Origin of the sequence: Variovorax atrisoli 110B, assembly GCF_000382045.1 — a bacterium.
Taxonomy (GTDB): domain Bacteria; phylum Pseudomonadota; class Gammaproteobacteria; order Burkholderiales; family Burkholderiaceae_C; genus Variovorax; species Variovorax atrisoli.
On record NZ_KB907450.1, the window covers coordinates 897,964 to 922,413 of the forward strand.

23 protein-coding genes are annotated in these 24,450 nt (G+C 69.0%); 8 read left to right on the forward strand and 15 right to left on the reverse strand.

The window, feature by feature from the left end:
• The first annotated feature begins 4 nt into the window (after positions 1-4).
• Together G369_RS35395 and G369_RS0104200 are read left to right on the forward strand one after the other, a co-directional pair.
• Positions 5-1,039 (forward strand): lipoprotein N-acyltransferase Lnb domain-containing protein, encoded by a 1,035-nt coding sequence (locus G369_RS35395; protein ID WP_019652726.1) that lies wholly within the window; start codon positions 5-7, stop codon positions 1,037-1,039.
• A complete protein-coding gene (locus G369_RS0104200; protein ID WP_019652727.1) occupies positions 1,036-2,982 on the forward strand; it encodes an esterase/lipase family protein in 1,947 nt (648 codons plus the stop codon). Before G369_RS35395 ends, G369_RS0104200 begins: the two co-directional genes overlap by 4 nt.
• A 12-nt stretch (positions 2,983-2,994) precedes the next feature.
• Here G369_RS0104200 and G369_RS0104205 read toward each other — a convergent pair whose 3' ends face one another.
• Positions 2,995-3,798 (reverse strand): tetratricopeptide repeat protein, encoded by an 804-nt coding sequence (locus tag G369_RS0104205; protein WP_019652728.1) that lies wholly within the window; start codon positions 3,796-3,798, stop codon positions 2,995-2,997.
• A 252-nt stretch (positions 3,799-4,050) separates the two neighbouring features.
• Here G369_RS0104205 and G369_RS0104210 point away from each other — a divergent pair, with 252 nt between their 5' ends.
• Complete coding sequence (locus G369_RS0104210) at positions 4,051-5,703, forward strand: ankyrin repeat domain-containing protein (RefSeq protein WP_019652729.1); 1,653 nt, start codon at positions 4,051-4,053, stop codon at positions 5,701-5,703.
• A gap of 130 nt (positions 5,704-5,833) precedes the next feature.
• Here G369_RS0104210 and G369_RS0104215 read toward each other — a convergent pair whose 3' ends face one another.
• The 10 genes from G369_RS0104215 to mgrA form a co-directional block, all read right to left on the reverse strand.
• The gene (locus G369_RS0104215) at positions 5,834-6,853 is read right to left on the reverse strand and encodes an LLM class flavin-dependent oxidoreductase (protein ID WP_019652730.1); all 1,020 of its coding nucleotides are present in this window, start codon (positions 6,851-6,853) and stop codon (positions 5,834-5,836) included.
• A complete protein-coding gene (locus G369_RS0104220) occupies positions 6,850-7,788 on the reverse strand; it encodes an ABC transporter substrate-binding protein (RefSeq protein ID WP_132750972.1) in 939 nt (312 codons plus the stop codon). Before G369_RS0104220 ends, G369_RS0104215 begins: the two co-directional genes overlap by 4 nt.
• A gap of 10 nt (positions 7,789-7,798) precedes the next feature.
• Entirely contained in the window at positions 7,799-8,719 is a 921-nt protein-coding gene (locus G369_RS0104225; protein ID WP_019652732.1) for an ABC transporter substrate-binding protein, read from the reverse strand.
• 35 nt (positions 8,720-8,754) lie between these two features.
• Entirely contained in the window at positions 8,755-10,578 is a 1,824-nt protein-coding gene (locus tag G369_RS39695) for an amino acid ABC transporter permease/ATP-binding protein (protein ID WP_080647791.1), read from the reverse strand.
• Entirely contained in the window at positions 10,575-11,117 is a 543-nt protein-coding gene (locus G369_RS0104235; RefSeq protein WP_019652733.1) for a GNAT family N-acetyltransferase, read from the reverse strand. Before G369_RS0104235 ends, G369_RS39695 begins: the two co-directional genes overlap by 4 nt.
• On the reverse strand, positions 11,117-12,472 hold the full coding sequence (locus G369_RS0104240) for an LLM class flavin-dependent oxidoreductase (RefSeq protein ID WP_019652734.1): 1,356 nt from the start codon (positions 12,470-12,472) through the stop codon (positions 11,117-11,119). The genes G369_RS0104235 and G369_RS0104240 overlap by 1 nt, the downstream gene beginning before the upstream one ends.
• A gap of 51 nt (positions 12,473-12,523) precedes the next feature.
• A complete protein-coding gene (locus G369_RS0104245; RefSeq protein ID WP_019652735.1) occupies positions 12,524-13,537 on the reverse strand; it encodes an LLM class flavin-dependent oxidoreductase in 1,014 nt (337 codons plus the stop codon).
• A gap of 104 nt (positions 13,538-13,641) precedes the next feature.
• Complete coding sequence (locus tag G369_RS0104250; RefSeq protein ID WP_019652736.1) at positions 13,642-14,178, reverse strand: P-loop nucleotide/nucleoside kinase family protein; 537 nt, start codon at positions 14,176-14,178, stop codon at positions 13,642-13,644.
• A 38-nt stretch (positions 14,179-14,216) separates the two neighbouring features.
• On the reverse strand, positions 14,217-14,456 hold the full coding sequence (locus G369_RS0104255; RefSeq protein ID WP_020722953.1) for a hypothetical protein: 240 nt from the start codon (positions 14,454-14,456) through the stop codon (positions 14,217-14,219).
• A 76-nt stretch (positions 14,457-14,532) separates the two neighbouring features.
• On the reverse strand, positions 14,533-15,573 hold the full coding sequence (gene mgrA, locus G369_RS0104260; protein ID WP_019652738.1) for an L-glyceraldehyde 3-phosphate reductase: 1,041 nt from the start codon (positions 15,571-15,573) through the stop codon (positions 14,533-14,535).
• A gap of 242 nt (positions 15,574-15,815) precedes the next feature.
• Between mgrA and G369_RS0104265 the strand changes: the two genes are divergently transcribed.
• The 4 genes from G369_RS0104265 to G369_RS0104280 are packed head-to-tail and all read left to right on the forward strand — an operon-like array spanning position 15,816 to position 19,387.
• A complete protein-coding gene (locus G369_RS0104265) occupies positions 15,816-16,871 on the forward strand; it encodes an ABC transporter substrate-binding protein (RefSeq protein WP_019652739.1) in 1,056 nt (351 codons plus the stop codon).
• 14 nt (positions 16,872-16,885) lie between these two features.
• Positions 16,886-17,695 (forward strand): ABC transporter ATP-binding protein, encoded by an 810-nt coding sequence (locus G369_RS0104270; protein ID WP_019652740.1) that lies wholly within the window; start codon positions 16,886-16,888, stop codon positions 17,693-17,695.
• The gene (locus G369_RS0104275) at positions 17,692-18,519 is read left to right on the forward strand and encodes an ABC transporter permease (RefSeq protein WP_019652741.1); all 828 of its coding nucleotides are present in this window, start codon (positions 17,692-17,694) and stop codon (positions 18,517-18,519) included. Before G369_RS0104270 ends, G369_RS0104275 begins: the two co-directional genes overlap by 4 nt.
• Positions 18,512-19,387 carry a substrate-binding periplasmic protein gene (locus G369_RS0104280; RefSeq protein ID WP_026346199.1) on the forward strand — a complete coding sequence of 292 codons (876 nt, stop codon included), beginning with the start codon at positions 18,512-18,514 and terminating at the stop codon, positions 19,385-19,387. The genes G369_RS0104275 and G369_RS0104280 overlap by 8 nt, the downstream gene beginning before the upstream one ends.
• Before the next feature lie 18 nt (positions 19,388-19,405).
• On the opposite strand, the gene G369_RS0104285 is transcribed toward G369_RS0104280, so the two are convergent.
• The 3 genes from G369_RS0104285 to G369_RS0104295 are packed head-to-tail and all read right to left on the reverse strand — an operon-like array spanning position 19,406 to position 22,378.
• Entirely contained in the window at positions 19,406-20,398 is a 993-nt protein-coding gene (locus G369_RS0104285; RefSeq protein ID WP_019652743.1) for an ABC transporter substrate-binding protein, read from the reverse strand.
• Positions 20,399-20,432: 34 nt separating this feature from the next.
• A complete protein-coding gene (locus G369_RS0104290) occupies positions 20,433-20,762 on the reverse strand; it encodes a 4Fe-4S dicluster domain-containing protein (protein ID WP_019652744.1) in 330 nt (109 codons plus the stop codon).
• On the reverse strand, positions 20,759-22,378 hold the full coding sequence (locus G369_RS0104295) for an FAD-dependent oxidoreductase (protein ID WP_019652745.1): 1,620 nt from the start codon (positions 22,376-22,378) through the stop codon (positions 20,759-20,761). Before G369_RS0104295 ends, G369_RS0104290 begins: the two co-directional genes overlap by 4 nt.
• 137 nt (positions 22,379-22,515) lie before the next feature.
• On the opposite strand from G369_RS0104295, the gene G369_RS0104300 reads away from it, so the two are divergent.
• Complete coding sequence (locus tag G369_RS0104300) at positions 22,516-22,944, forward strand: GNAT family N-acetyltransferase (RefSeq protein WP_019652746.1); 429 nt, start codon at positions 22,516-22,518, stop codon at positions 22,942-22,944.
• Between the two features lie 6 nt (positions 22,945-22,950).
• Here G369_RS0104300 and G369_RS0104305 read toward each other — a convergent pair whose 3' ends face one another.
• Entirely contained in the window at positions 22,951-24,444 is a 1,494-nt protein-coding gene (locus tag G369_RS0104305) for an MFS transporter (protein ID WP_019652747.1), read from the reverse strand.
• Between the last annotated feature and the right edge of the window lie 6 nt (positions 24,445-24,450).

A 24,450-nucleotide genomic window follows, 5' to 3' on the forward strand; every position in this document is an offset into this window, starting at 1 on the left:
TGCAATGATCCGCACGATCCTGCACTTCCTGGGCCGCTTTGCGCTGACGCTTGCGGTGCTGCTGAGTTCTTCGTGGGCCTGCCTTGCGCTCTGGTACCACTTCCCCGGCCCGGCCGCCATGAAGATCGGCGCGGGCGTGCTGTGGGTCGCCTTCGGCCTCGCGGCGGTCGTGCTGACGTGGCGCAGTCGGGCCGCGCGCGCCCTGCTCTCCTACGCGGTCGGATTCGCGCTGCTGCTGGGCTGGTGGAGCACCATCCTGCCCTCGCAGAACCGCGTGTGGGCCGACGACGTCTCGCGGCAGCTGCACTCGCGCGTCGACGGCAGCATCGTCACGCTGGACAACGTGCGCAACTTCGAGTGGCGCAGCGACACCGACTACACCCAGCGCTGGGAGACGAGGCAGTACGACCTCGACCGCCTGCGCACGGTCGACGTGTCTCTCTCGTACTGGACCGGGCCTGCCATCGCGCACACGCTGGTGTCCTTCGGCTTCGACGACGGCCGGTTCCTCACCTTCTCCATCGAGATCCGCAAGGAGCGCGGCGAGAGCTTCTCGTCGGTGGGCGGCTTCTTCAAGCAGTTCGAGACCAGCCTGATCGCGGCCGACGAGCACGACATCCTGCGCGTGCGCACCAACGTGCGCGGCGAAGACGTCTACATGTACCGCGTGAGCCTGCCGCGGCCCGAGATCCGCTCGCTCTTCCTCGCCTACCTCGGCGAAGGCGCGGCGCTGGTGCGCGAGCCCAGCTTCTACAACACGCTCACCGCCAACTGCACCACCATCGTGTATGCGCTGGCCAAGCGCATCGTGCCGGGCCTGCCGATGGACTGGCGGCTGCTCGCTTCGGGCTACCTGCCCGACTATCTCTTCGACGTGGGCGGTCTTGCGCCCGGCTACAGCATGGAAGCGCTGCGCGCGGCTGGCCGCATCACCGAGCGGGCGATCGCGACGGACAAGACGCCGGGCGTCGATTTCTCACGGGCGATCCGGCAGGGCCTGCCGGGCGTCGCGGCTGCTGGCACCGGAGCGGCGCAATGAAACGCGCGCTGCGCTTCTTCGCTTCGCTGCCCGTGCTCGCCTGCGCGGCCGCACTGCTGGCAGGTTGCGCGGGCGTGACCGTCGGTTCGATCTCGCCGGCCGAATACCTCGCTCAGCGCCGCGGCGATGTGCTCACCACCGGCCGCCTGAGCACCTCCGCGCAGGAAGTGCTGCGCGTGATCGGCTCCGACGCCGACCTGTGCCGCAAGGACGGCCAGGCCTGCCGCAACGCGCTGGCGGACTCGCCGGGCCTGAGCGACGAGCAGCGTCTCTCGGCGCTCTCCGAAGTCTGGCTGCAGGTGGCGCTCGCGTCCGAAAAGCACGGCGGCGCGACCGATGCCGCCGCCATCGAGGCCTGGTTCGAGACCGCGCGCCACGCCTACGCCTACCTGTTCTTCACCGCCCGCAAGCCGCGCGACCGCGCCTTCGAGGACCGGCAGACCCAGGTGCGCGACTATTACAACTACGCGGTGCAGCAGGCCATCACCGGCCTGTACGACGGAGTCCGCCGCAACGGTTCGCGCGCGGTGGCGCAGCCCGCGATGCCGAAGGTGGGCGACTGGCGCATCGAGACCGACGTGTCGAACCTGCGCCTTCCTTCCGACACGCCCCTGCCCGACGAGCTGATTCCCGCCGCCTCGCTGACCTTCTCCGGCCTGCGCAACACTTACCGGCGCGACGGCTTCGGCGCGGAACTGGTGGCGGCGAGCGACAGGCGCACCGACGACGAGCCGCCGGCGCCGCGAGCCGACCTTGCAGACGGGCAGCAGCCTCGCCCGCCCTATCGCGAGATGCCCTTCCCGGCGGTCACCGCGCTGCTGCTGTTCGACGGCGCCAACCTCGGCGATGTGCTTCGCACCCGCACGCTGCGCATCGCGGCCTACGACCCGTATCGCACCGCCAACGTGCAGCTCGCCGGCCAGGAAGTACCGCTGGCCGCCAACTTCACTTCGGGCTACGGCCTGTGGCTCGCGCGCTCCGACTTCGCGCTGCAGGCGCTGCGCAGCCTCTTCGGCGGCCGCGAGGGCCTCACGCAGCCGCGCATCTACCTGATGCAGCCCTACGATCCGAACCGCCGCACTGTCATCATGCTGCACGGCCTGGCGAGCAGCCCCGAGGCGTGGATCAACGTGGCCAACGAGGTGCTGGGCGACGAGACACTGCGCCGCCGCTACCAGATCTGGCAGGTCTACTACCCGACCAACGCACCGCTGCCGCTCAACAACTTCGCGATCCGCGAAGCCGTGACCCAGACGCTCGCGCACTTCGACCCCTCGGGCAAGGCACCGGCCTCGAACGACATCACGCTGATCGGCCACAGCATGGGCGGGGTGCTGTCCCGGCTGATGGTCTCGTCCTCGGAAGACAAGCTCTGGGACGCCCTGCTCGCCAGCTACCCGATGCAGGGCGCGCAGCAGCGGCGCATGGAAGAGAAGCTCGCGCCCTACCTGCGCTTCGAGCCGCTGCCGCAGGTGAGCGACGCCATCTTCATCGCCTCGCCGCACCGCGGCACCGATTTCGCCAACAACCGCATCTCGCGCTGGGTGGCCAACCTCATCACGCTGCCCGTGGCGATGCTCGGGCAGCTGGGCGACATCTCGCGCGAGCTGATCCGCATCGCGCCCGCGCGGCAGGACCAGGGCACGCTGCGCATCCCCAACAGCATCGACAACCTCAGCGACCGCGATCCGTTCGTGCGGCTGTCGTCGGGCCTGCCGATGAATCCGCGCGTGCGCTTCCATTCGATCATCGGCAACGACACGCCCGGCGTGGCGCAGGCGCTGTCGAGCGACGGCATCGTGCCCTATGCCAGCGCGCACCTCGACGGCGCGGCCTCCGAACTGGTGATCCCGTCGGCGCACAGCGTGCAGGAGAACCCGCTGGCGATCCTGGAGATCCGCCGCATCCTCAGGGAGCAGCTGCGGCCCGAGGCTGCGCGCTGAGCGGCGTCGCTCCTACTTGCTCCCCGAGCGCTGCTGCGCCCGCACCCGCTCCAGGAATTCGTCGAAGAGCGCCTTCTTGCCCGGAAAGCGCTCCCTGCCCTCCTTGAAGATCGACTCCGCGGCGGCGAGCTGGCCGAGCCGCATGAGGCATTCGCCCTTCGAGAAGAACGCGGCCTCGCCGTCGGGATTCACCTGCAGCGACTGCTCGAAGTCCTCGAGCGCGCCCTGGAAGTCGCCGAGTTCCATGCGCGTGAAGGCGCGGTTGTCGATGGCCTCGAAGAAGAGCGGAAAGAGCTCCACGGCCGCGTCGTACTCGGCGATGCCTTCCTGTTTGCGGCCCTGCTCGCAGAGTTCGTTGCCGCGCAGATAGTGCGCATTGGCCTCGCGCACGATCTCGTGGCCGTCCTGGCCCATCAGCTCCAGATACCTCGGGAAGTCGGTGAGCCTCAGGTATTCGGCGAAGCCGATCAGGTCGTCCTCGGTGGGCTGCCTGTTGCCGATGAGTTCGCTGCCCCGGCTCACGCCGTCGGCATCGATGGGCGAATGCCATATCAGCACCTCGGCGTGCTTCAGCGATTCGACGGTGGGCTTCTGGTCCAGCGGCTGATAGCTCAGGCAGTGCGCCACCGCTGTTCCATCGGGCCACGGATCGACTTCGAGAACCCAGACGGCGCGCCAGGCCTCGTCGCTGCGGTAGGCGAGCACGTCGCCCTTCTTCAATGCCGGCGTCTTTGCGCCGCCGGTCGCAGGCGTTTCGGGTGGCGGCGTCGAGCCGGCGAAGCGTGCGGCAAGCCGCTTGAGGAATCTGGGCAGCATGGTGTCGGGTATCCGTTTGGAGATTGGACGTGCGAGACGATGGCGGGCAGCAGCGTGCCACTTTAGCCGCTCCCGCCAGTCGGTCGTGCGCATTGACCTTCGCGCTCGACGTGGCCTAACATCGCCGCCGCGGTGCAAGCCGCGCCCGGGCCCGCGGGAAGGGTTGAACCCACTTGCCTCTATATGCCGATCCATTCGCCTTTTGTGCAGCCGGATTTGCGGGCCGACGGCGTCTGATGCACGGAGGTACACATGAAGCGCATGCCCGCCCGGCCCGACCTGGGCCATCTGAAGAAGCAAGCCAAGGAACTGCTTGCGCTCTACCGAAGCAACAATCCCGCCGCCACCGCGCGCTTTCGCGAAGCTCTTCCGGCTGCTGCCAGCAAGAGCGATTCGGCGATTGCCGCGCTCGGCCTTCGCCTGCACGACGCGCAGTCGTGCATCGCGCGCGAATACGGATTTCCGTCCTGGGCCGACCTGCAGGGCTTCGTCCTCGCACGCCGCGCGCATGGGGACGATCCAGCGAAGGCCGTGCTGCAATGGCTGCGCCTCGTCTACGCCGGCGACATCGCCGGGGGCACGAACCGCGCGCGGCCTGCGCTGGCCCTGCGCCTGCTCGAAGAGAGCCCGGGCCTGCCGGGCGATGACCCGATCCTCGCCTGCGCGGTAGGCAACGAAGCCTTGATCCGCCAGGCCATCGAGCGCGACCCCGGCTGGGTGAACCGCGCAGGCGGCCCGCTCGCGCTGCCGCCGCTCGTGGCGCTCACACATTCGGGCCTGCTGCAGTTGCCGGACCACAAGGAGCGCCTGCGCCACTGCGCCAAGCTGCTGCTCGACGCAGGCGCGGACCCGAATCAATCGGTGGGCAGCCGCTGGCCGCCCGCGTCGCTCGCCCAGCCCGACGAGACCGAGCGGCTGTCCGCTCTCTACGGCGCTGCCGGCCAGCACCGCGATGCCGCGCTCACCCGGCTGCTGCTGGATGCGGGCGCCGATCCCGACGACGGCGAATCGCTCTACCACTCGCTCGAAACCCCGGCCTGCACGCGCCTGCTGCTCGAGGCCGGAGCCCGCATCGCGGGAACGAACGCGCTCTATCGCGTGCTCGACCTCGACGACGTCGACACGCTGCGCCTGCTGCTCGCGCATGGCGGCGATGCCAACGAACCGCCCATCGGCCCGCCCACCAGCGACTGGGGCTCCCTGCTGCTGTGGGCCATACGCCGGCGCCGCTCGCCCGCGCACATCGAGGCACTGCTCGCGGCAGGAGCCGATCCCAAGGCGACAACGCGCGACGGAACGAGCGCCTACGTCGCCGCGCTGCGCTTCGGCCTCCCCGAAGTCGCCAGCCTCCTGGAGCAAGCGGGAGGCGGCGTCGCACTGCCGGTGGACGAGGCCTTCATCGCCGCCTGCGCAAAAGGCGACGAGGCCGCGGCCCGCGCCGTCCAGGCTGCACACCCGGACATCGTCGGTTCGCTCTCGCAAGCACAGCTGCGCCTGCTGCCCGAACTCGCCGCACAAGGCTGCGCCGACGCAGTGAAGCTGATGGTCAGGCTCGGCTGGCCCATCGCCACGCGCGGTGGCGACTGGGATGCCTCGGCGCTGAACAAGGCCGTATTCCGCGGCGACGCCGGCCTCGTGCGCTTCCTGCTGGAACACGGCGCCAGCTGGCAGGAGCGGCACGGCTTCGACGACAACGCCTGCGGCGGCCTTTCCTGGGCCTCGTGCAACGAGCCGGAGGGCGAAGGCGACTGGCTCGGCTGCGCCGAAGCGCTGGTGGCCCACGGCATGCCCGCCGCGCAGCCCGATCCGGAGAGCCCGGACGGCGTGCTCATAGGCGGGCAGCGCTATGTGTTCTCGGACGAGGTCACCGATTTCCTGCTCGGCGCATCCGCGCTGCGAGGCTGACGAAAAAAAGCGGGCCCGAGGGCCCGCCCAAAGCCGTCCGTCGAATCGCGAAGAACGCAACCCGACTCCGACTCACCTCGAACTCAACTCCTGTCGCTGCTCCTGCTTCCCCCGTTTCTCCTCCTGCAATTCAAGCCGCGCGCCAACCCAGTTCCGGCGCGATGCGGCGGGAGAGGTCGGTCAATATCTGCTCGTAGTCTTCGCTGCCGAAGTTGTAGGGCAGCTCCACCCGCAACTCGCTCACCAGCGGCAGCACCGGGTCGCGGCGCAGGCGTTCGAGGATCTCGTCGGAACTGCCGACGAGGTCGTTCGCGAACAGCGTGCGGCGTTCGCCCTGCGGCGCCAGCGTGCGCTCGATGCGGCCGGCAGCGAACTCGCGATAGCGCTTGCGGGTGACGGTGTCCGCACCGTCGAGCGGCACGATCACGCGCCCCAGCGCCACCCTGCCCCTGCCCGCGTCGCTGTCAGCCTCGCTGGCCTTGTAGCGCTCGACCAGGCCCACCTGCGCCTGCAGGAAGTCGTCGGTGTTCTCGCCCGTGAGCACGTTGCCCAGCAGTAGGTTGAAGCCATTGCGCCCGGCCCATTCGGCCGAGCGCAGGGAGCCGCCGCCATACCAGAGCCGCCCCGTGAGACCCGGCGCGTACGGCTGCACGCGCGGGCGCACGCGTCCGCCGGCCGATTCCACGAAAGTCTGGTCGTCGCCGAGCAGCACGTCCTCGAGATTGGCCTTCAGCCGCCCCACGCGCTTGTGGCTGTAGTCGACGGTGTTGGGCGCTGCATCGTGGAAGCGGTTGCCCAGCAGGGCGCCGTGCAGCGGCGCGCCGGCGCTCAGGCCCACCTGCAGCCTGCCGCGCGAGAGCACGTCGACCGTCGCCAGGTCTTCGGCAAGGCGGAACGGGTTCTCGTAGCCCATCTGGATCACCGCCGCGCCCAGTTCGATGCGGCGCGTGCGCTGCGTGGCGGCGGCCAGGAAGGTGGCGGCCGACGAGACGCCACGCTCCAGGTGGCGCTGCCGCACCCACGCGCTGTCGAAACCGTGCTTCTCGCCGAACTCGAAGAGCTTCAAGGCGGCCTCCAGTCCGGCGAACGGATCGGCCTCGGCGTAGTTGCCCGGCGTGAGGAAGGCGAGATGGCGGATGCTGCTGCTCACGGCGCGAACTTCGGCAGGCCGGGCGGGTTGGTTTCGGACTTCGGCAAGGCCTCTTCCGTCAGGCTCCAGCGCGCGAGCGCCCGGCCGTAGGTGCCGTTGCGGATCAGGTTGTTGGTGGCGGTGGTCAGCGCCGCGGCGAGGCCGCTGCCCTTGCGCGTGGCGATGGCCACGTCCGACTTCAGCGGCCAGCCCGCGTTGACGGTGCCGACCAGCCTGATCTGCCCGTTCTTCGCGGCCTCGTAGGCCTGCGGCGCATTGGGATTGAAATTGGCGTCCACGCGCTTGGTGACCACCGCCAGCGTGCGCGTCACATCGTCGTCGTAGTACTGGATCTCGACCGGTTTCAGCCCCGCCGCCACGTTCTGCCGGTTCCACTCGAGCAGGATGCGCTCCTGGTTGGTGCCGGCGCCGGTCGTCAGCTTGAGGCCCGCAACGTCCTTCGGCTCCCTGATCGACTTGATGGCGCTGTCGGTCTTCACGTAGAAGCCATGCAGGCCGAGGCGATAGGTCGAGAAGTCGAACTTCTCCTTGCGCTGCTCGGTCACGCCCACGTTGGAGATCACGGCGTCGTACTTGCCCGAACTCAGGCCCAGCGGCCAGTCGGCCCAGGCGATGGGCTGCAGTTCGAGCTTGAGGCCCAGCGCATCGGCGACGAGCAGCGCGAAGTCGGGGTCGAAGCCGACGACGGTCTTCGCGTCCGACGCGTAGGTCGAGATCGGCGGCGCGAACGGCGCGATGGCGATGGTCAGCACGCCCTCCTTCACGAACTTGAAGCTGGGCGGAATCGCGTTGACCGCCTCGGCGTCCTTCTGGCCGCGCAGGCGGCCCTTCTGCTCGGGGCTGAAGTCGAACTTGTCGGCGGCATGGGCCGCGCCCGCCACGAGCATGAGCGCGACGAGGCCGCGGGCGATCCAGGTTTTCTTGAAGAGATTCATGGCCATCGCCTCAGTTCTTCGGCAGGCCGGGCGGATTGGTGCGCGAGACCGCGATGGCCTCCGAATCCAGGTTCCAGCGCGACAGCGCCTTGGCATAGTTGCCGTTCTTGATCTGCGTGTTCAAAGCCAGCGTCACGGCTTCGGCGATGCCCGAGCCCTTGCGCGAGGTGACGGCGATCTCTGCGTTCAGCGGCCAGCCGCCCGAGAACAGGCCCGCGAGCCTGGTCTTGCCGTCGCGCGCCTCGTAGGCGGCGATGGCGTTCGGCCCCAGGTAGGCGTCGGCACGGCCCGACTGCAGCGCCAGGCGCTGCACCACATCGTCGTCGTAATACTGGATCTCGACCGGCTTCAGGCCGGCGGCCACGTTCTGCTTGTTCCAGCGCAGCAGGATCTGCTCCTGGTTGGTGCTGGCGGACACGATCACCTTCAGCCCCGCGATGTCCTTCGGCTCCTTGATGGCGCCGAGCTTGCTGTCGGACTTCACGTAGATGCCGAGCTGGTCGTTGCGATAGGTCGAGAAGTCGAACTTCTCCTTGCGCTCCTCTGTCACGGTCACGTTCGAGACCACCAGGTCGAACTTGCCCGACTGCAGGCCCAGCGGCCAGTCGGCCCAGGCGGTGGAGACCAGCTCCAGCTTGCGCCCGAGGCTGTCGGCCACCAGCTGTGCGATGTCGGGCGCGTTGCCCACGGGTGTCTTGGTGTCGGTGGCGTAGGCCGCGAACGGCAGGCGGCCGGTGGTGGTGCCGACGACGAGCACGCCTTCCTTCTGGAACCTGAAGTCCTTCGCGAGCCGGACGGCCTCGTCGATCTTCTGCGCGCGCGGGCGGCCCGGCTGCTCGGGGCTCAGGTCCGGAGCGGGCTGGGCCGATGCGGCCAGCGGTGCCAGCAGCGCGGCAAGGACAACGGACAGGATGTTTCGTCGATAGATCATGAAGGTCGATGAAATGAAGTCGGGAAGGAAGAAGGTCAGAGAACCTTGGCGAGGAACTCGGCCGTGCGCGGATGCTCCGGCGCGTTGAACACCTTGTCGGGCGAGCCGGTCTCCAGGATGCGGCCGCGCTCCATGAAGACGATGTTGTCGGCCACCTCGCGTGCGAAGCCGATCTCGTGCGTGACGATGAGCAGCGTGGTGCCCGAGCGCGCCAGCTCCTTGATGACGGCCAGCACCTCGCCCACCAGCTCGGGGTCGAGCGCCGAGGTGGGCTCGTCGAACAGCAGCACCTTGGGCTTGAGTGCCAGCGCGCGGGCGATGGCCACGCGCTGCTGCTGGCCGCCGGAGAGCTGTCGCGGATACGCATGCGTCTTGTCGCCCAGGCCCACGCGCACCAGCAGCTCGGAAGCGAGCGCCTCGGCTTCGGGCCGCGAGAGGCCGCGCACGGAGATCGGCGCCTCGACGATGTTCTCCAGCACAGTCAGATGCGGGAACAGGTTGAAGTTCTGGAACACCATGCCCACGTCGACGCGGCGCTTCAGGATGTCGCGCTCGCGCAGTTCGTAGAGTGTGTCAGCGTCGCGCCGGTAGCCGATGAGTTCGCCGTCGATGGAGATGAAACCGTCGTCCACGCGCTCCAGGTGGTTGATGGCGCGCAGCAGCGTCGACTTGCCCGAGCCCGACTGGCCGAGGATCACAGTCACGCTGCCCCGCCCCACCGTCAGCGTGACATCGTCGAGCACCTTGAGCGCGCCGAAGCTCTTCGACACGCCGTGGATCCTGACCTCGCCGCCCTGCGTGAGCGGGTCGGTCCAGCGCGGGACCTGCGCGGGCACGACGGCGGCGGGCTCTGCCACGGGCGCCGGCTTCGAGCGCCACAGCCTGCTGGCCACGCGGCCGAGCCGCGAACTCGGCGGGTTGCGCAGCGCACCGCGCGAGAAATGCCGCTCCACGTAGTGCTGCACCACCGACAGCACCGTGAGGATGATGAGGTACCACACGGTCGCCACCATCAGCAGCGGAATCACTTCCAGGTTGCGCCTGTAGATGATCTGGATCGTGTAGAACAGCTCCGGCAGCGCCAGGATGTAGAGGTTCGAGGTGCCCTTGGCGAGCCCGATGATGTCGTTGAAGGCCGTGGGCAGAATGGTGCGCATCGCCTGCGGCAGCACGATGCGGAACGACTGCCGCCCGCGCGACAGGCCCAGCGCCGCAGCCGCCTCCAGCTGCCCCTGCTCCACCGAAAGAATGCCGCCGCGCACGATCTCCGAGGCGAAGGCCGCCTGGTTCAGCGTGAGTCCCAGCAGCGCCGCCACGAAGGGGCTGATGAGCTGCGTGGTCGGGTACGAGAAGAAGGTGACATCGGTGCCGGGGATGCCCAGCGTCACCGTCTCGTAGAGGTAGCCCAGGTTGTTGATGATCAGCAGCAGCACGATCACCGGCACCGAGCGGAAGAGCCAGGTGAACACCCACGCGAGCCGCGCCAGCAGAGGCGAACGCGACACCCGCGCCAGCGCCAGCGCGGTGCCGAAGAAGAAGCCCAGCAGCGCACCCAGCGCCGTCAGCAGAAGCGTGCGACCCAGGCCCTGCAGCACCGGCTCGGCGAAGAACCACTGCGCGAACACGCCCCAGCCCCAGCGCGGGTTGGTGAGCGTCGAGTGCAGCACGATGCCGATTACCAGCACGGCGAAGATGGTGCCAACGGTGCGCGCCGGGTAGCGCGCCGGCACGATGCGGAAGTGCGAGTAGTCGCCGTTGGCCGGGGCCGCGGCGGGAACCGGCGAACGCTGCGGCTGCGGTGCGCGCACCGGCGCGGGGTTCATCGGCTCGGCGGCCGCGTCGAGGACGGTGGTGTTCATCGCTGCGCCACTCCGACCAGTTGCCCGGAAGCCGAAGGGGCGTGCCGCCGCCCGGTGTCCAGGTATTTCTCGAAAGGCAGCTTGCGCGGCGTCTCCGGATCGATGGGCGGACCGAAGAGCGCCGTATAGCCATGGCCCAGGTACAGGCCCACGGCCTCGGGCTGGCGGAAGCCGGTCGTCAGGTAGATGCGCTCGTAGCCCTGCCGAAGCACCTCCGCCTCCAGTTCGGCTAGCACCTTGCTGGCCAGCCCTTGCCTGCGCAGATCGGCATGCGTCCACACGCGCTTGAGTTCGGCGGTGCGCTCGTCGTGGCGCATGAAGGCGCCGCCGCCGATGGCCACGCCGTCGCGCAGCAGCAGCACGAAGTTGCCGCCATGTGCCGGTGTGAACACCTCCGCGGGGTAGCGCTCCATCTCGCGCGGCTGGCCCGGCTCGCGCATCACGTCGCCGTAGCGGCTGTCGTACTCGAAGGTCAGTCCTTCGATCAGCGGCTTCGCGCGCGGATCGAGCGGCGTGGTGTAGACGAACTGTTCGCTCATCACGCGGCCTTCTGCACGGCGGGCGCGATTTCCTGCGCCGCGTAGCGGCTCGCCTTGCGCGGCAGGCCCAGGTGGTCGCGCAGCGTCTGCCCCGGAAGCTCTCGCTGGTAGCGCCCGCGCGCCTCCAGCGCCGGGATCACGAACTCGATGAAGTCGTCCAGCCCCTGCCCCAGCACCGGGAAGCCGAGGATGAAGCCGTCGGCCGCGCCCTCGTCCACCCAGCGGATGATCTCGTCGGCGATGCGCTCGCCGGTGCCCACGAACTGCGTGCGGGGCGTGGCCACTTCGAGCGCCACTTCGTGCAGCGTCTGGCCCTTGGCCCTGGCGTTGGCCTTGATGCGGTCGGTGGTCGAGCGGAAGCTGTTGCGGCCCAGTTCGCCCAGTTCGGGGAACGGCGCGTCCAGCGGGTACTGGCTGAAGTCGTGGTGGTCGAAGAAGCGTCCCAGGTAGGCCAGGGCTTCCTCCACCGTCAACAGCTCGCGGATGGCGCGGTACTTGGCTTCGGCCTCTTCCTCGGTGGCGGCGACCACGGGGCCGATGCCCGGGAAGATCTTCACGTCGCCGGCCTGCCGGCCCTGCGCGACGGCGCTGGCCTTCACCTGCCGCAGGAAGCTGCGCGTGTCCTCCAGCGAAGGCGAATGGGTGAACACGGCGTCGGCGTACTTGCCGGCCAGCCCGATGCCCGCGTCGGACGAGCCGGCCTGGAAGATCACCGGCTGGCCCTGCGGCGAGCGCTGGATGTTCAGCGGCCCCGACACCTCGAAGAAGCGGCCCTTGTGGTTCAGCGTGTGGAGCTTGCCGCCATCGAAGAAGCGGCCGCTCTCGCGGTCGCGCACGAAGGCGTCGTCGTCCCAGCTGTCCCACAGGCCCTGCGTCACCGCGAGGTACTCGTCGGCGATTTCGTAGCGCAAGGCGTGCTCGGGGTGTGCGCGGCTGTAGTTCTTCGCGCTGCCTTCCAGCGGCGTGGTCACCACGTTCCAGCCCGCGCGCCCGCCGCTGATGAGGTCGAGCGAGGCGAACTGGCGCGCCACCGTGAACGGGTCGCTGTAGGAGCTGGAGACGGTGCCGGCGAGGCCGATCTTCGAGGTCACCGTGGCGAGCGCCGACAGGATCGAGATCGGCTCGAAGCGGTTGAGGAAGTGCGGGATCGACTTCTCGTTGATGTAGAGCCCATCGGCCACGAACGCGAAGGCGATGCCGGCAGCCTCGGCCTTCTGCGCGGTGCGCACGAAGAAGCCGAGGTTGACGCTGGCATCGGCCGGCCCGCCCGGATGCTTCCAGGAGTTCATGTGGCTGCCGGCGCCCTGCAGCATGACGCCAAACTTGATGCTCTTGTTGCTGTTGTCGTTGCTCATGACGATGGCTCGCTTCGAGGGGTTCGCAATGGGAAAAAAGGAAGGAAAGGCTCAGGCTGCGACAGGCACGGCCTCGCGCGCCGCGGCGAGCAGTTCGACCGACGCACGGCGCTCCGCGAAGCCGGCCACGGGGATGTCGATGACGAACTCCTCGATGCCGTACTGCTCGCTCAATGCATCGAGCGCATCGCGCACTTCTTCGCCGGTGCCGGCGATCACATGCGGGCGGCGCTCCTCGGTCCGGTAGTCGCTCACGCCCGCCTGCCGTGCGAACTCGGCGGCTGCTTCGAGGCTTGGCAGGTTCACGCTCTGGCCGGTGGGCAGGTGCACGCGGAAGCTGCGCAGCCCGCCCACGAGCTCCGCGGCCTTCTCGCTCGTCTCTGCCGCGAAGGCGAAGAGCGCCAGCAGCGGCGCCCGCCCCGTTTCCGCGCGGTAGGCCTCGACCGATCGCGCAAGGTTCACGGGGTCGCCATTGAAGTGCCCTGCATAGGTGAACTGCCAGCCCAGGCGCGCGGCAAGCACCGCGCTCTCGGGGCTGCCGCCCAGCAGCACGCGCTGCGGCAGTTGCGGCGGATTGGGCGTGGCCACAGCGCCGGCGAGCGCATGGCCGGAGGCGACGCCGTCGTCCAGGAAGGCATCGAGCTCGGACAGGCGCACGCCGAAGTCGTCGCTCCTGCTCCTGGCGGGATCGTGCAGCCACTGCAGCGCCTTGCTCGTCAGCGGCAGGCCACCGGGCGCCTTGCCGATGCCGATGTCCACGCGGCCCGGCGCCAGCGAGGCCAGCACGCGGAACACCTCTGCCACCTTGAAGGGGCTGTAGTGCTGGAGCATGACGCCGCCGGTGCCCACGCGGATGCGCGAAGTCTTTGCCAGCAGGTGCGCTGCCAGCACCTCGGGCGCCGAACCTGCGTAGTTCCTGTTGCCGTGATGTTCGGCGAGCCAGTAGCGCCGGTAGCCCAGCCGCTCGGCCGCCTGCGCGAGCGTGATGGTGTGCTGGAACGCCTGTGCGGCGTCGGCGCCTTCCGGGATCAGGCTCTTGTCGAGCAGGGACAGCGAGTAGGACACGGTGTGCGGTGGCTGACGCCCCTTGATGAAGAATTGCTGCGAATTCTCTGGGGCATTGCGCGCACCGCTTGCGCTGAATTCCTATATCGATATCTGCTGGATGCTCAGTGTCTCGTGTGGGAAAGAATGGCCTGCGCAGCCTCTCGCGCGCTCATTGCGGCGGTGTCGATGACGATGCGCGGCGTGCTCCACGGCTCGTAGTCGTGCCGCTGCACGGACCCCCACGTAGGTGGCGCGAGGCCGGGTATGTCGACGTGCCGCTGCTCGACGCGGCGCCTGTGCTCGGCAGCGTCGGAACACACGACCTCGACTTCGACGATGGGTGAAGAAGCCCGCGCCGCGACGGCCCGCCAGGCCTCGCGCGTGACGGGCAAGGGGTTCACGCAGTCGGCCAGAACCGCCTGGCCCAGGGAAAGATTGGAGCCAGCCAGCGCATAGGCCACGATGTAGCCGGCCGGGCCGATCTCTCTGGTGGATGTTCCGTCGGAAGTACCGTCAGATATGCCACCGGGTGCGCCGGCAGAGCGCAGCGCCTGCTCGATGGCATCGATGCGCAGGTACGCGCAAGGCAGCAGCACGGCGATCTCGCGGGCGATGGTGGTCTTGCCGCTGCCGGGCAGCCCACCCAGAACGATCAGCATGCTCGGTCATCTCCAGGTTCAATGTCCTGGCGCCGAGTTCACCACGAATGGGGCAGCAGGCTCAACATGGCGGCCGCATGCAGGCGCCGAAGCGCGCGCACAGGCACGTAGCCGTGCGGTGCGCGGCGCGCCAGCGCGTGCGGCGAAGCCGGTGGCACATGCCAGGCTTTCGCGGTGAGGGCCAGGACATGGCGCGCCTGGGCGGCCGGGGAGACGTAATGGGTGCGCAATTGCATGGCAATCAATGAATCGAACGAATGCTTGCGCCGATTCTGCAAAGCGCACCCGCCTTTGCCAAAGACGGATTCCGAGTTACCTGATGCGGTCCCTGAGAAGACAAAGAAGAGAAGCGGCTCAGGCGAAGTCCGTCGAGGGCTTCTCCCAGAGGTTCACGCCGCCTTCCACCGCGTACTTGTCGATCTCGGCCAGTTCCTCCGCGCTCAGCGGCGCATGCGACAGCGCCGCCACGTTGTCGACGATCTGCTCGGGCCGGCTCGCACCGATCAGCGCCGAGCTCACGCGCGCATCGCGCAGCGTCCAGGTCAGCGCGAGCTGTGCCAGCGACTGGCCGCGGCGCCGTGCGATCTCGTTGAGCGCGCGGGCACGTTCGACGTTGGCCTCTGACAGGTGCTCCTGCTTCAGCGAGCCGCCGCCGGGCCGGTTGATGCGGGAGTCGGCCGGGATGCCGCTGAGGTACTTGTCGGTCAGGAGGCCCTGCGCCAGCGGCGTGAAGGCGATGACGCCCGCGCCGAGTTCTTCCGTTGCGTTCAGCAGGTCCTTCTCGATCCAGCGGTTGAACAGGTTGTAGGCCGGCTGGTGGATGAGCAGCGGCACCTTCCACTCGCGCAGCAGCGCGGCGATCTCGCGCGTCTTGCCGGCGGAGTAAGACGAAATGCCGATATACAGCGCCTTGCCCTGCTGCACCGCCTGGGCCAGCGCGGAAGCCGTTTCCTCCAGCGGCGTCTCGGGGTCGAAGCGGTGCGAGTAGAAGATGTCGACGTAGTCCAGGCCCAGGCGCTGCAGGCTCTGGTCGAGGCTGGCGAGCACGTATTTGCGCGAGCCGCCGCCCTTGCCGTAGGGGCCCGGCCACATGTCCCAGCCTGCCTTGCTGGAGATGATGAGCTCGTCGCGGTACGGCTTGAAGTCTTCGCGCAGCAGGCGGCCGAAGTTGGTCTCGGCGCTGCCGTAGGGCGGGCCGTAGTTGTTGGCCAGGTCGAAGTGGTTGATGCCCAGGTCGAAGGCGGTGCGCAGCAGCTGGCGCTGCGTGGCGATGGAGGTGGTGTCCCCGAAGTTGTGCCACAGCCCGAGCGAGATGGCGGGCAGCACCAGCCCGCTGCGGCCGACGCGGCGGTAGGGAATGGCGTCGTAGCGCTTGGGGTCGGCGTGGTAGGTCATGGGTGTGTCTGGTCCTGGCAATGGAAGAAAGAAGAAAGGGCGACCGAACGAAAGGAGATCGCGGGAAACTTTCGAGGATGCCCCCGCCTGCCGCGCGGGGCAAGCATTTCCACGCCGCTGTCGCACTTATCCGTCGCCGCATATGCATGCGCGGATTTCTTCGTTGGAGGCGTGCGCGCCGCTTCCTAGCATCGGCGCCTAGCCAACTTCCCAGACCGGCCCCGACCTCGGGGCGCGCCGCCATGTCCAACCCGTCCACTCCCGCCCTTCCCTCGCGCCGCCGCGCGCTCAAGACCTTCGCTTCGCTCGGCGCCGCCGGCGGCCTCGGCGGATTGCTGCTCGCGGGCTGCTCGCGCGACGAAGGCAGGACCGCATCCGCCGGCAGTGCTCCGGCGGTGGTGAAGAAGACCGGCGACAAGGTCGCGTTCAAGTACCCGAACAACCCCTCCTTCGACCTGATCTACCTGGCCGACGAGCTCGGCTACTTCGAGGGCACCAACACCCGGCCCGACTACGTCGGCAAGATCGCCGCGCCGCAGATCATTCCGCTGGTGGGCACGGGCGAGATCGACTTCGGCAGCCGCATGGTGCCGCTGGTGATCTCGGCCATCGCCTCGGGCGCCGACCTCAAGGTGGTGGCCGCCGGCGGCAAGACGCTGCAGGAAGCGCCGCACATGAAGTACTTCGTCCGCAAGGACTCGGGCATCCGCGCGCCGAAGGACCTCGAGGGCAAGACCATCGGCTTCAACAGCTTCGGCGCCTGCGCCGAGTTCGTCACCAAGAAGTACCTGCGCCAGCACGGCGTGGACGTGAACAAGATCAACTTCGTCGTCATCCCCGACGAGCAGGCCGAGCAGACGCTGGTGACCGGCAACACCGACCTGGCGATCATCCACGCGCCCTTCTCCGGCCGCGCCGACAACGCCGACTCGCTGGTGCGGCTGTGGAGCGACTTCGACCTCGACGGCGGCCTGGGCGGCATGGCGCCGTACAGCGCGCACGGCCAGTTCATCCGCCAGCACCCCGAGGCGGTGCGCGACGTGGTGACCGCGCTGGCCAAGGCCGGCAACTGGGTCAACGCCAACACCGAGGAAGCCCGCAAGCTGGTGGCCAGGCGCATCAACATGGAGCTGAAGAACGTCGACCGCTACGCCTACGTCGACGACCTGGTGGTGACCGAGCCGCCGATCCAGTACTACATCGACATCCTGCAGTCCGAGGGCAAGCTCGCCACCGGCAAGGTGTCGGTGAAGGACGTGTACACGAACGAGTTCAACCCCTTCGCCACGAAGGCCTGAGCGGGCACCAAGCGATGAGCATCAAGATCTCCGCCCGCGACGTGCGGATGGACTACGCCGCACGCGGCGCCAGCGAACGGGTGCGCGTGCTCGAAGGCTTCGACCTCGACGTGCGCGAAGGCGAGTTCCTCTCGGTGCTCGGCCCCTCGGGCTGCGGCAAGTCGACCTTCCTCGGCATCCTGGCCGGACTCACCGAGCGCACCGGCGGGCGCATCGCCATCAATGGCCAGCCGCTTTCGGGCATCAACCGCAACCAGGGCGTGGTGTTCCAGGGCTATGCGCTCTTTCCGTGGCTCACGGGGCTCGACAACATCGCGGTGGGCCTGGACATCCGCGGAGTGGCCAGGGCCGCGCGCCGCCGCACGGCGCAGGAATACCTGGAGCTCGTCGGCCTGCAGGGCTTCGGCGAGCGCTACCCGCACGAGATCTCCGGCGGCATGAAGCAGCGCGTGGCCATCGCGCGCTCGCTGGCCTACGAGCCCGACGTGCTGCTGATGGACGAACCTTTCGCCGCGCTCGATGCGCAGACGCGCGAGGTGCTGCAGGGCGAGCTGCTGCGCATCTGGGAGCAGCACCGCAAGACCATCGTGTTCATCACGCACAGCCTGGAGGAAGCCGTGTACCTCTCAGACCGCGTGGCAGTGATGACGCAGCGGCCCGGCCGCATCAAGGACATCATCGACATCCCTCTCGCGCGCCCGCGCTCGGCGGAGCTGCGCCACTCGGGCGAGTTCGCAGCGCTGCGCCAGCGCGCCTGGGAGGTGCTGAAGGACGAAGTGCAGCTCGGCCTGCGGCCCCGGTCGCTCGAAGGAGTGGTGTCGTGAGCGCGGTGCTCGACGCGCCGGTGGTGCGGTCGCCCAGCCGGCTTCTGAAGCTGGCACGCAGCCTCGGCCGCGTGGCCGAGCGCGGCATCGGCATCGTGCTGTTCCTCGCGCTGTGGGAAGCGCTGCCGCGCCTGGGCATCGTGAGCGACGCCTACCTGAGCCCGCCTTCGGCCGTGCTCGCGAGCATCGTGCAACTGCTGGAGAACGGCCAGCTCTGGAAGCATGTCGCCGCCAGCCTGCAGCGCTCAATCTGGGGACTGGTGCTCGCGAGCGTCGCGGGCGTGGTGCTGGGCCTGCTCGTGGGCGGCTTCAGGAGGCTCGCGGCCATCGTCGATCCGGTGCTGCAGCTGTTCCGCCAGACATCGGCCTTCGCGCTCTTTCCGGTGTTCATCCTGTTCCTGGGCATCGGTGAGCTGTCGAAGGTGGCGATCATCTTCTGGGCCTCGTTCTGGCCGGTGCTGCTGAGCACGGTGGGCGGGGTGAAGCAGGTCGACCGGCTGCTGGTGAACTCGGCGCTGTCGATGGGCGCCTCGCGCCGCTTCGTCTTCTTCAAGGTGGTGCTGCCGGCTTCGCTGCCTTCGATCTTCACCGGCGTTCGGCTGGCGGGCGCCTACAGCATCACGGCGCTGGTGGCGGCCGAGATGATCGGTGCGCACTCCGGGCTGGGCTTTCTCACGCTGAACTCGCAGGAGACCTTCCAGATACCGACCATGTATGCGGGCATCCTGCTGCTGGCGACGCTCGGGCTGCTGCTCAACTACCTTCTTGCGCTGCTGGAGCGGCGGCTGCTGCGCTGGCGGCGGGGGCTGAGCCTCGATGAGTGAAGCCATTTCCACGCGCCCCCGCAGGTTCGCGTTGGCCAGCGCCTCTCTCGCCGCGGCCGCCGCGCTGGCGGGCCTGGGCGCTTCGTGGGCCTCGGGCAGCCGGCTGAGCGAACTGCCCAAGGGGCCGGTGCTCGACAGGGCCATCGAGCGCGGCACGCTCGTCGTGGGCGTGCGCCGCTATCCCCGCCCTGCCCCTCCAGAAGCACCCACGCCGCCCGAACCCGACGGCTTCGACGCCACGCTGGCGCGCGAGCTCGCACGCTCGCTCGGCGTCAAGCTCGAACTGGTCGGGCTGGACACCGCCACCCAGGAGGCGGCCTTGCGCGAAGGCCGCGTCGACCTGCTGGTGGCAGGTGTTCCGGCCACGACCGCACCCAAGGGCATCGACGCGGCACCAGGCAGCTACGACACCGGCAGCGGCCTCGTGGTCGCGCTGCGCAAGGGCCGCGTGCAGGATGCCGACTCGCTGCGCGGCGCCTCGGTCTGCGTGGGCGAAGGCTCGGGCTATGCCGGCGCGGTGTCGCTGCGCTACGGCGCGCAGCCGCGCAGCTACCCCTCGTCCGTGCATGCGGTGTCGGCCTTCATGGCCGGCGAGTGCACGGCGCTGGCCGAAGACGAGGAAGTGCTTCAGCGGCTGCTGAAGAACGAGGAATGGCGCTTCTACAAGCCGCTGGCAAGCGGCCTGCGCCCGCCTTCGGACGCCGCCATCCGCCTGCCGCAGGGCGACGAGGCGTCTCGCGACTACCTGGCCGCCGCGCTGCGCCAATGGCGCGCGGACGGCACGCTGGCAAAGGCGCGCGGCGCACGTGCGGGCAACCTGCAGTTCGAGATCACGCTGCTCAAGGACGGCCTCGTCTGCCATTCCTGAGCAGCGCCGCGGCGCGCTTCAGGCCTGCTGCGGAGCGCGCCAGTCGGACAGCGCGAAATCGCGGTTCACGAGGTTCTCGGCCAGCAGGAACTTCTTCACCTCGTCGAGCAGCGCCAGGCCTTCGGGCGGATACGCAGCCTCGGGGAAGTGCGACAGCGGGTGCGAGACCTTCACGATCTCCAGCGGAAAGCCGCTCACCTCCGAATGGAAGGCGTAGTAGTCGGCGCTGTTGCGACGGATCTCCTGCAGCGCGGTGCGCCGCGCGCGCGTCCATGCGGCGGGCAGGCCCGGCGCAGCGGCCAGCAGCTTGCCCGAGGCGACGATCACCGAGGTGCCACGCAGCGTCGGGTGCTTCTCCGCCTCGTCGATCACCGGATAGCCGCGCGAGGCCAGCAGCGGCCCCACGTCGATCTGCGCCGCGAACGCCGCGATCGATCCCTGGTCGAGCGCCGCCTCGCCGTCGCGCGGGAACATGTGGATCACCTTGACCGACTTCTGCAGGCCGTTCTCCTTCAGCAGGCCCAGCACGTAGCGGTGCATGTAGGAGCCGCGCGCCACGCCGATGGACTGGCCCTCGAGTTCCTTCACGCTGCGCACGCCATTGCGCGGCGTGAGCAGCCACACGTTCATGCCGACCGCGTCGAAGCCGATGAGCTGCCCGTCGAGACCACGCGAGCGCGCCACCACGGCGGGCGTGTCGCCGTAGATGCCGACGTCGAGCGCGCCGGAGAGAAACGCTTCGTTGAGGTCGGGCCCGTTCGGGAAGTTGCGCGTCGTGATTTCCTTGAAGCCCAGCGGCGCCAGCTCGCGCAGCAGGTGCCCCTGCCGCAGCGCCCAGCCGGTGGCGTTGGCGGGCTTCTTGCCGGGGCCGATGTAGCCCAGGCGCAGCACCTGGCTGCTGCTGCCCTGCTGCTGGGCAATGGAGAAGACGGGCAACGCGCTCGCGGCGGCTGCGGCAGTTGCGGCGACGGCGCCGCGCAGCAACCGGCGGCGGCTTGGAAGATCGGACATCGAGAAGCTCAGTTGGAAAGGAAATAAAGGCGGCTCAGTGCGCTCGCCGCAGCAGCTCGAAGCTCGCATCGGCAGACGCGGTCGATTGCCGGCCGCGGCCCCAGCCGACGGCGCTGCGGTAGCTGCCCATGAGGGCCGCCGCCGCGGCATCGCGCTCCTCGGCGGTGGCGCTGCGGTCCGCGATCGGTGCGACGTAGAGCGCGTCTTCCGGGCAGTACAGCTCGCACATGAAGCACGTCTGGCAGTCGTCCTGCCGGGCGATGCGCGGCGCTGCGCCCGGCACGGCCTCGAAGACGTTCGTCGGGCAGGCGTTCACGCAGATGTTGCAGGCGGTGCAGCGCTCGGCGCTGATGACTTCGATCATGCGTCCACCCCTTCATTCACTGCGTGCTTCTGCACCCAGACCTCGTCGAGCCCGCCGCTGAGCAGCCGGTGCCGCTGCGACGGATCGAGCGTGCCGTGCTCGCGCCGGCGGTGCATGCCGCGCGTTTCGGTGCGCTGCAGCGCGCTGCGATACATCCAGCGCGAGGTGGCGAGCATGGCCGCCGCTTCGCGTGCGCGCACCGCCTCGGTAGCAGTGGCGGCCGGCGCGCTGGTGCGCAGGCGCTCCCACAAGGCATCGAGCCGCGAGAGCGAATCGCGCAGCGCATCGCCTTCGCGGAACCAGTTGCGCTCGTACGGAAAGACCTCGGCCTGCACCGCGCGAACGACTTCCTGGCTGTCGAAGGCCGTCGCACCGCGCGTCGAAAGCGCCACGCCGCCCGCGCGCAGTGCGGTGCGCTGCGACCTGGCGCGCGCATCGCGCCCGAAGGCCGCCGCGCCTGCGCCGGCCCAGAAGCCGGAAGACAGCGCCCAGGCCGCGTTGTGGCTGCCGCCGCCGGTGAAGCCGCCGCAGATCAGCTCGCGCGTCGCGGCGTCGCCTGCGGCGTACAGGCCCGGCACCGAGGTGGCGCAGCTGTCGTCCACCAGGTGCAGGCCGCCCGTGCCGCGCACCGTGCCTTCGAGCCGCAGCGTCACGGGAAAGTGCTGCGTGAAGGGGTCGATGCCCTGCCGGTCGAAGGAAACGAAGAAGTTGGGCTGCGCGGTGCGCATCCACGCGCGGATCTGCGCATCGGCGCGGTCGAGGCATGCGAAGACCGGCTGCGACTGCAGCGTCTGCGCGATCACGCCCCGCCCCTTCGAGGAGCCCGCGCCCTCGATGGCCACGCCGTCGGCCGTGTAGAAGGTCGCCCAGTTGTAGAACAGCGACTTGGTCACCGACGAGAACGCCGGTCCGAGCCCGTAGGCGTTCGAGAACTCCATCCCCGAGAGCGCCGCGCCCACCTCCGCCGCCATCAGCTGGCCGTCGCCCGTGAGCACGTTGCAGCCGAGCGCGCGGCTCAGGAAGGCGCAGCCGCCGGTGGCGATGACCACAGCACCGGTGCGTGCCACCCAGCTCTCGCCCGTCTGGCGGTTGACGCCGGTGGCGCCGCAGACGGTGCCGTGCTCGTCCACCAGCAGTTCGAGCGCGGGGCTGTGGTCGAGGATGCGCGCGCCGGATTCCTTCACCCGCTTGCGCATCAGCCGCATGTATTCGGGACCCTGCAGCGAGGTGCAGCGCAGTGCGCCCTGGTCGTCGGCGGGAAAGGGGTAGCCCCAGTCCTTGAGCCGCTCGACGTTCTCCCAGGTCTGCTCCAGCACGCGGTCCATCCAGGCGTGCTCGGCCAGGTGGCCGCCCATCGCCAGGCGGCTGGCCTTGGCCTCCTCGCGCGCCTTGCCTTCGGGCGACACGTGCCAGAGCCCCGTGCCCGAAGGCGCCGTCGCGCCCGACGTGCCACAGAAGCCCTTGTCGGCGAGCAGCACGCGCGCCCCTTGCGCGGCCGCGCTCACGGCAGCCCATGCACCGGCCGGCCCGCCGCCGATCACCAGGACATCGGCCTCGTGCCGCGCGGAGCCGTCCGCTCCCGAAAGAAGATGCCGCTCGAAATCCCTCGCGCCCATGGTCGATCGCCTCGCAATGCAAAGAGCGAGACCGTATCAACGGCTGCCGAAGCGCACAAAGAAGGAAAGCGCGGATCGATATGCGGTCCGCGCGTGCGGGCAGAATGCCGCCTCCCCAGGATCGAGGCAGCACCAGAATGAACATCACCCTGTCGCCCCCTACCGAGGAACAGTTGCGCTCCGGCGAACTGGGCCTCAAGCTGCGCCGCTACAACTACGGCTTCGTCGGCGAATACCCGAGGCAGGAATACATCCGGCTCGATGCGAGAGACGAGAACGGCCGTCTGCTCGGCGGGCTGCGCGGCTTCGTGTTCCTGTACTGGCTCGATGTCGAGGTGCTCTTCGTGGAGGAAGATGCCCGGGGTGCAGGCCTCGGCAGCCGCCTGCTGGCCGAAGCCGAGCGGCAGGCCATCACGCTCGGCGCCAGGAACGCGAAGCTGTCCACCTTCGAGTGGCAGGCACGCGGCTTCTACCTGAAGCAGGGCTACGAGGAATACGGGCGCATCGACGACTACGCGCCCGGCTTCTATCTCGCGTACATGAAGAAAGCGCTGCAGGCGCCCTGAGGCGGGCTACTTCGGCGCAGCCTCCCCGGCTGCCACCGCCCTGCTCTCCACCAGCCCTTCCCTGGGCAGCAGCAAGGCCAGCGCGATCACGCCGAGGCTCACGACCAGCATCATCACGAAGGTGAGGTGCAGCGATCCGCCCAGCGCCAGGCGGATGGCCGAATCGCCCGCGACGGAGCCGTGCACGCCCTGCAGCAGCATGCGCAGCTGCTCGTCGGAGAACATCGGCCGACCGTCGCCGTGCGTGAGCCCGAAGTTGAAGACCGCGCCGAAGAAGGCGGCGCCCAGCGCGCTGCCGAGGTTGCGCGAGAACACGTTCGATGCGGTGGCGATGCCGCGCTGCGCGAGATCGACGCCCTCCTGGATGAGGATGAGCGAGCTCAGGCTCATCACGCCCATGCCCAGTCCGATGATGAAGGAGCCGATCGCAGGAAGCACGGGAGAGCTGCCCGAGCCCAGCAGCACGAAGGTCGAGGCGCCCACCGGAATCAGCGCCGCGCCGGTCACCACCATGCGCCACAGGCCGATGCGGTGGAAGGTGCGCGATGTCAGCGTCGCGCCGATGGGCCATCCCAGCATGACCATCGTGAGCGTGAGGCCAGCCGTGACCGAGGAGCGCTCCAGCACCACCTGCACGTACATCGGCAGGAAGGTGGTGATGCCGATCAGCACCATGCCGGCGAGCATGGCCGCGCCGTTGACGATGGCGATCATCCGCGCGCCCCACAGGCGCAGCGACACCATCGGGTCGGCCGCGCGGCGCTCCTGCGCGATGAACAGCACCAGCGTGACGGCGAACAACCCGGCCCACGCGAGCGCCACGCCCGAGTTGCCCACGCCGAATTCGGTGAGCGCGATCATCAGCGCCGCGATGCCGATGGTGAAGAGCACGGCGCCCACGATGTCGATGGAAGAGCGCCGCACCGTGGGCGCTTCGTGCAGGAAGAACCAGAATCCCGCCGCCGCCGCGAGGCCGATCGGCACGTTGACCCAGAAGATCCACGCCCACGAGAGCTTCTGCACGATGAGCGCGCCGATCATCGGCCCCAGCACCGCCGACACCGCCCACACGCTCGCGAGCCAGCCCTGCACCTTGCCGCGCTCGCGCACCGGATAGAGATCGCCCACGATGGTGAGCGCCACCGGCTGGATCGCGCCCGCGCCGATGCCCTGTATGAGCCGGAAGCAGATCATGGCCGGCATCGACCACGAGAAGCCCGCGAGCACCGAGCCGATGACGAAGACCGCGATGCCCACGAACATGATGGGCTTGCGGCCGTAGAGGTCGGACAGCTTGCCGAACACCACCGTCATCGCGGTCTGCGCCAGCAGGAAGGAGGCGAACACCCAGCTGTAGAGATGCAGCCCGCCCAGCTCGGAGGCGATCTGCGGCATCACGGTGGAGACGATGGTGGCTTCTATGGCCACCATCGCCATGGAGGCCATGATCGAGGCGATGACCAGTGGGCGGCTTGTTGTTCTGGGGGTCGTGGAGGTCATGAGCCG

Excerpts from the sequence above, each read along its gene's own strand:
- G369_RS35395 (WP_019652726.1), top strand. The coding sequence starts at position 5 with ATGATCCGCACGATCCTGCACTTCCTGGGCCGCTTTGCGCTGACGCTT.
- G369_RS0104200 (WP_019652727.1), top strand. The coding sequence starts at position 1,036 with ATGAAACGCGCGCTGCGCTTCTTCGCTTCGCTGCCCGTGCTCGCCTGC.
- G369_RS0104205 (WP_019652728.1), bottom strand. The coding sequence starts at position 3,798 with ATGCTGCCCAGATTCCTCAAGCGGCTTGCCGCACGCTTCGCCGGCTCG.
- G369_RS0104210 (WP_019652729.1), top strand. The coding sequence starts at position 4,051 with ATGAAGCGCATGCCCGCCCGGCCCGACCTGGGCCATCTGAAGAAGCAA.
- G369_RS0104220 (WP_132750972.1), bottom strand. The coding sequence starts at position 7,788 with ATGAATCTCTTCAAGAAAACCTGGATCGCCCGCGGCCTCGTCGCGCTC.
- G369_RS0104225 (WP_019652732.1), bottom strand. The coding sequence starts at position 8,719 with ATGATCTATCGACGAAACATCCTGTCCGTTGTCCTTGCCGCGCTGCTG.
- G369_RS39695 (WP_080647791.1), bottom strand. The coding sequence starts at position 10,578 with ATGAACACCACCGTCCTCGACGCGGCCGCCGAGCCGATGAACCCCGCG.
- G369_RS0104235 (WP_019652733.1), bottom strand. The coding sequence starts at position 11,117 with ATGAGCGAACAGTTCGTCTACACCACGCCGCTCGATCCGCGCGCGAAG.
- G369_RS0104240 (WP_019652734.1), bottom strand. The coding sequence starts at position 12,472 with ATGAGCAACGACAACAGCAACAAGAGCATCAAGTTTGGCGTCATGCTG.
- G369_RS0104250 (WP_019652736.1), bottom strand. The coding sequence starts at position 14,178 with ATGCTGATCGTTCTGGGTGGGCTGCCCGGCAGCGGCAAGACCACCATC.
- mgrA (WP_019652738.1), bottom strand. The coding sequence starts at position 15,573 with ATGACCTACCACGCCGACCCCAAGCGCTACGACGCCATTCCCTACCGC.
- G369_RS0104265 (WP_019652739.1), top strand. The coding sequence starts at position 15,816 with ATGTCCAACCCGTCCACTCCCGCCCTTCCCTCGCGCCGCCGCGCGCTC.
- G369_RS0104270 (WP_019652740.1), top strand. The coding sequence starts at position 16,886 with ATGAGCATCAAGATCTCCGCCCGCGACGTGCGGATGGACTACGCCGCA.
- G369_RS0104280 (WP_026346199.1), top strand. The coding sequence starts at position 18,512 with ATGAGTGAAGCCATTTCCACGCGCCCCCGCAGGTTCGCGTTGGCCAGC.
- G369_RS0104285 (WP_019652743.1), bottom strand. The coding sequence starts at position 20,398 with ATGTCCGATCTTCCAAGCCGCCGCCGGTTGCTGCGCGGCGCCGTCGCC.
- G369_RS0104290 (WP_019652744.1), bottom strand. The coding sequence starts at position 20,762 with ATGATCGAAGTCATCAGCGCCGAGCGCTGCACCGCCTGCAACATCTGC.
- G369_RS0104295 (WP_019652745.1), bottom strand. The coding sequence starts at position 22,378 with ATGGGCGCGAGGGATTTCGAGCGGCATCTTCTTTCGGGAGCGGACGGC.
- G369_RS0104300 (WP_019652746.1), top strand. The coding sequence starts at position 22,516 with ATGAACATCACCCTGTCGCCCCCTACCGAGGAACAGTTGCGCTCCGGC.
- G369_RS0104305 (WP_019652747.1), bottom strand. The coding sequence starts at position 24,444 with ATGACCTCCACGACCCCCAGAACAACAAGCCGCCCACTGGTCATCGCC.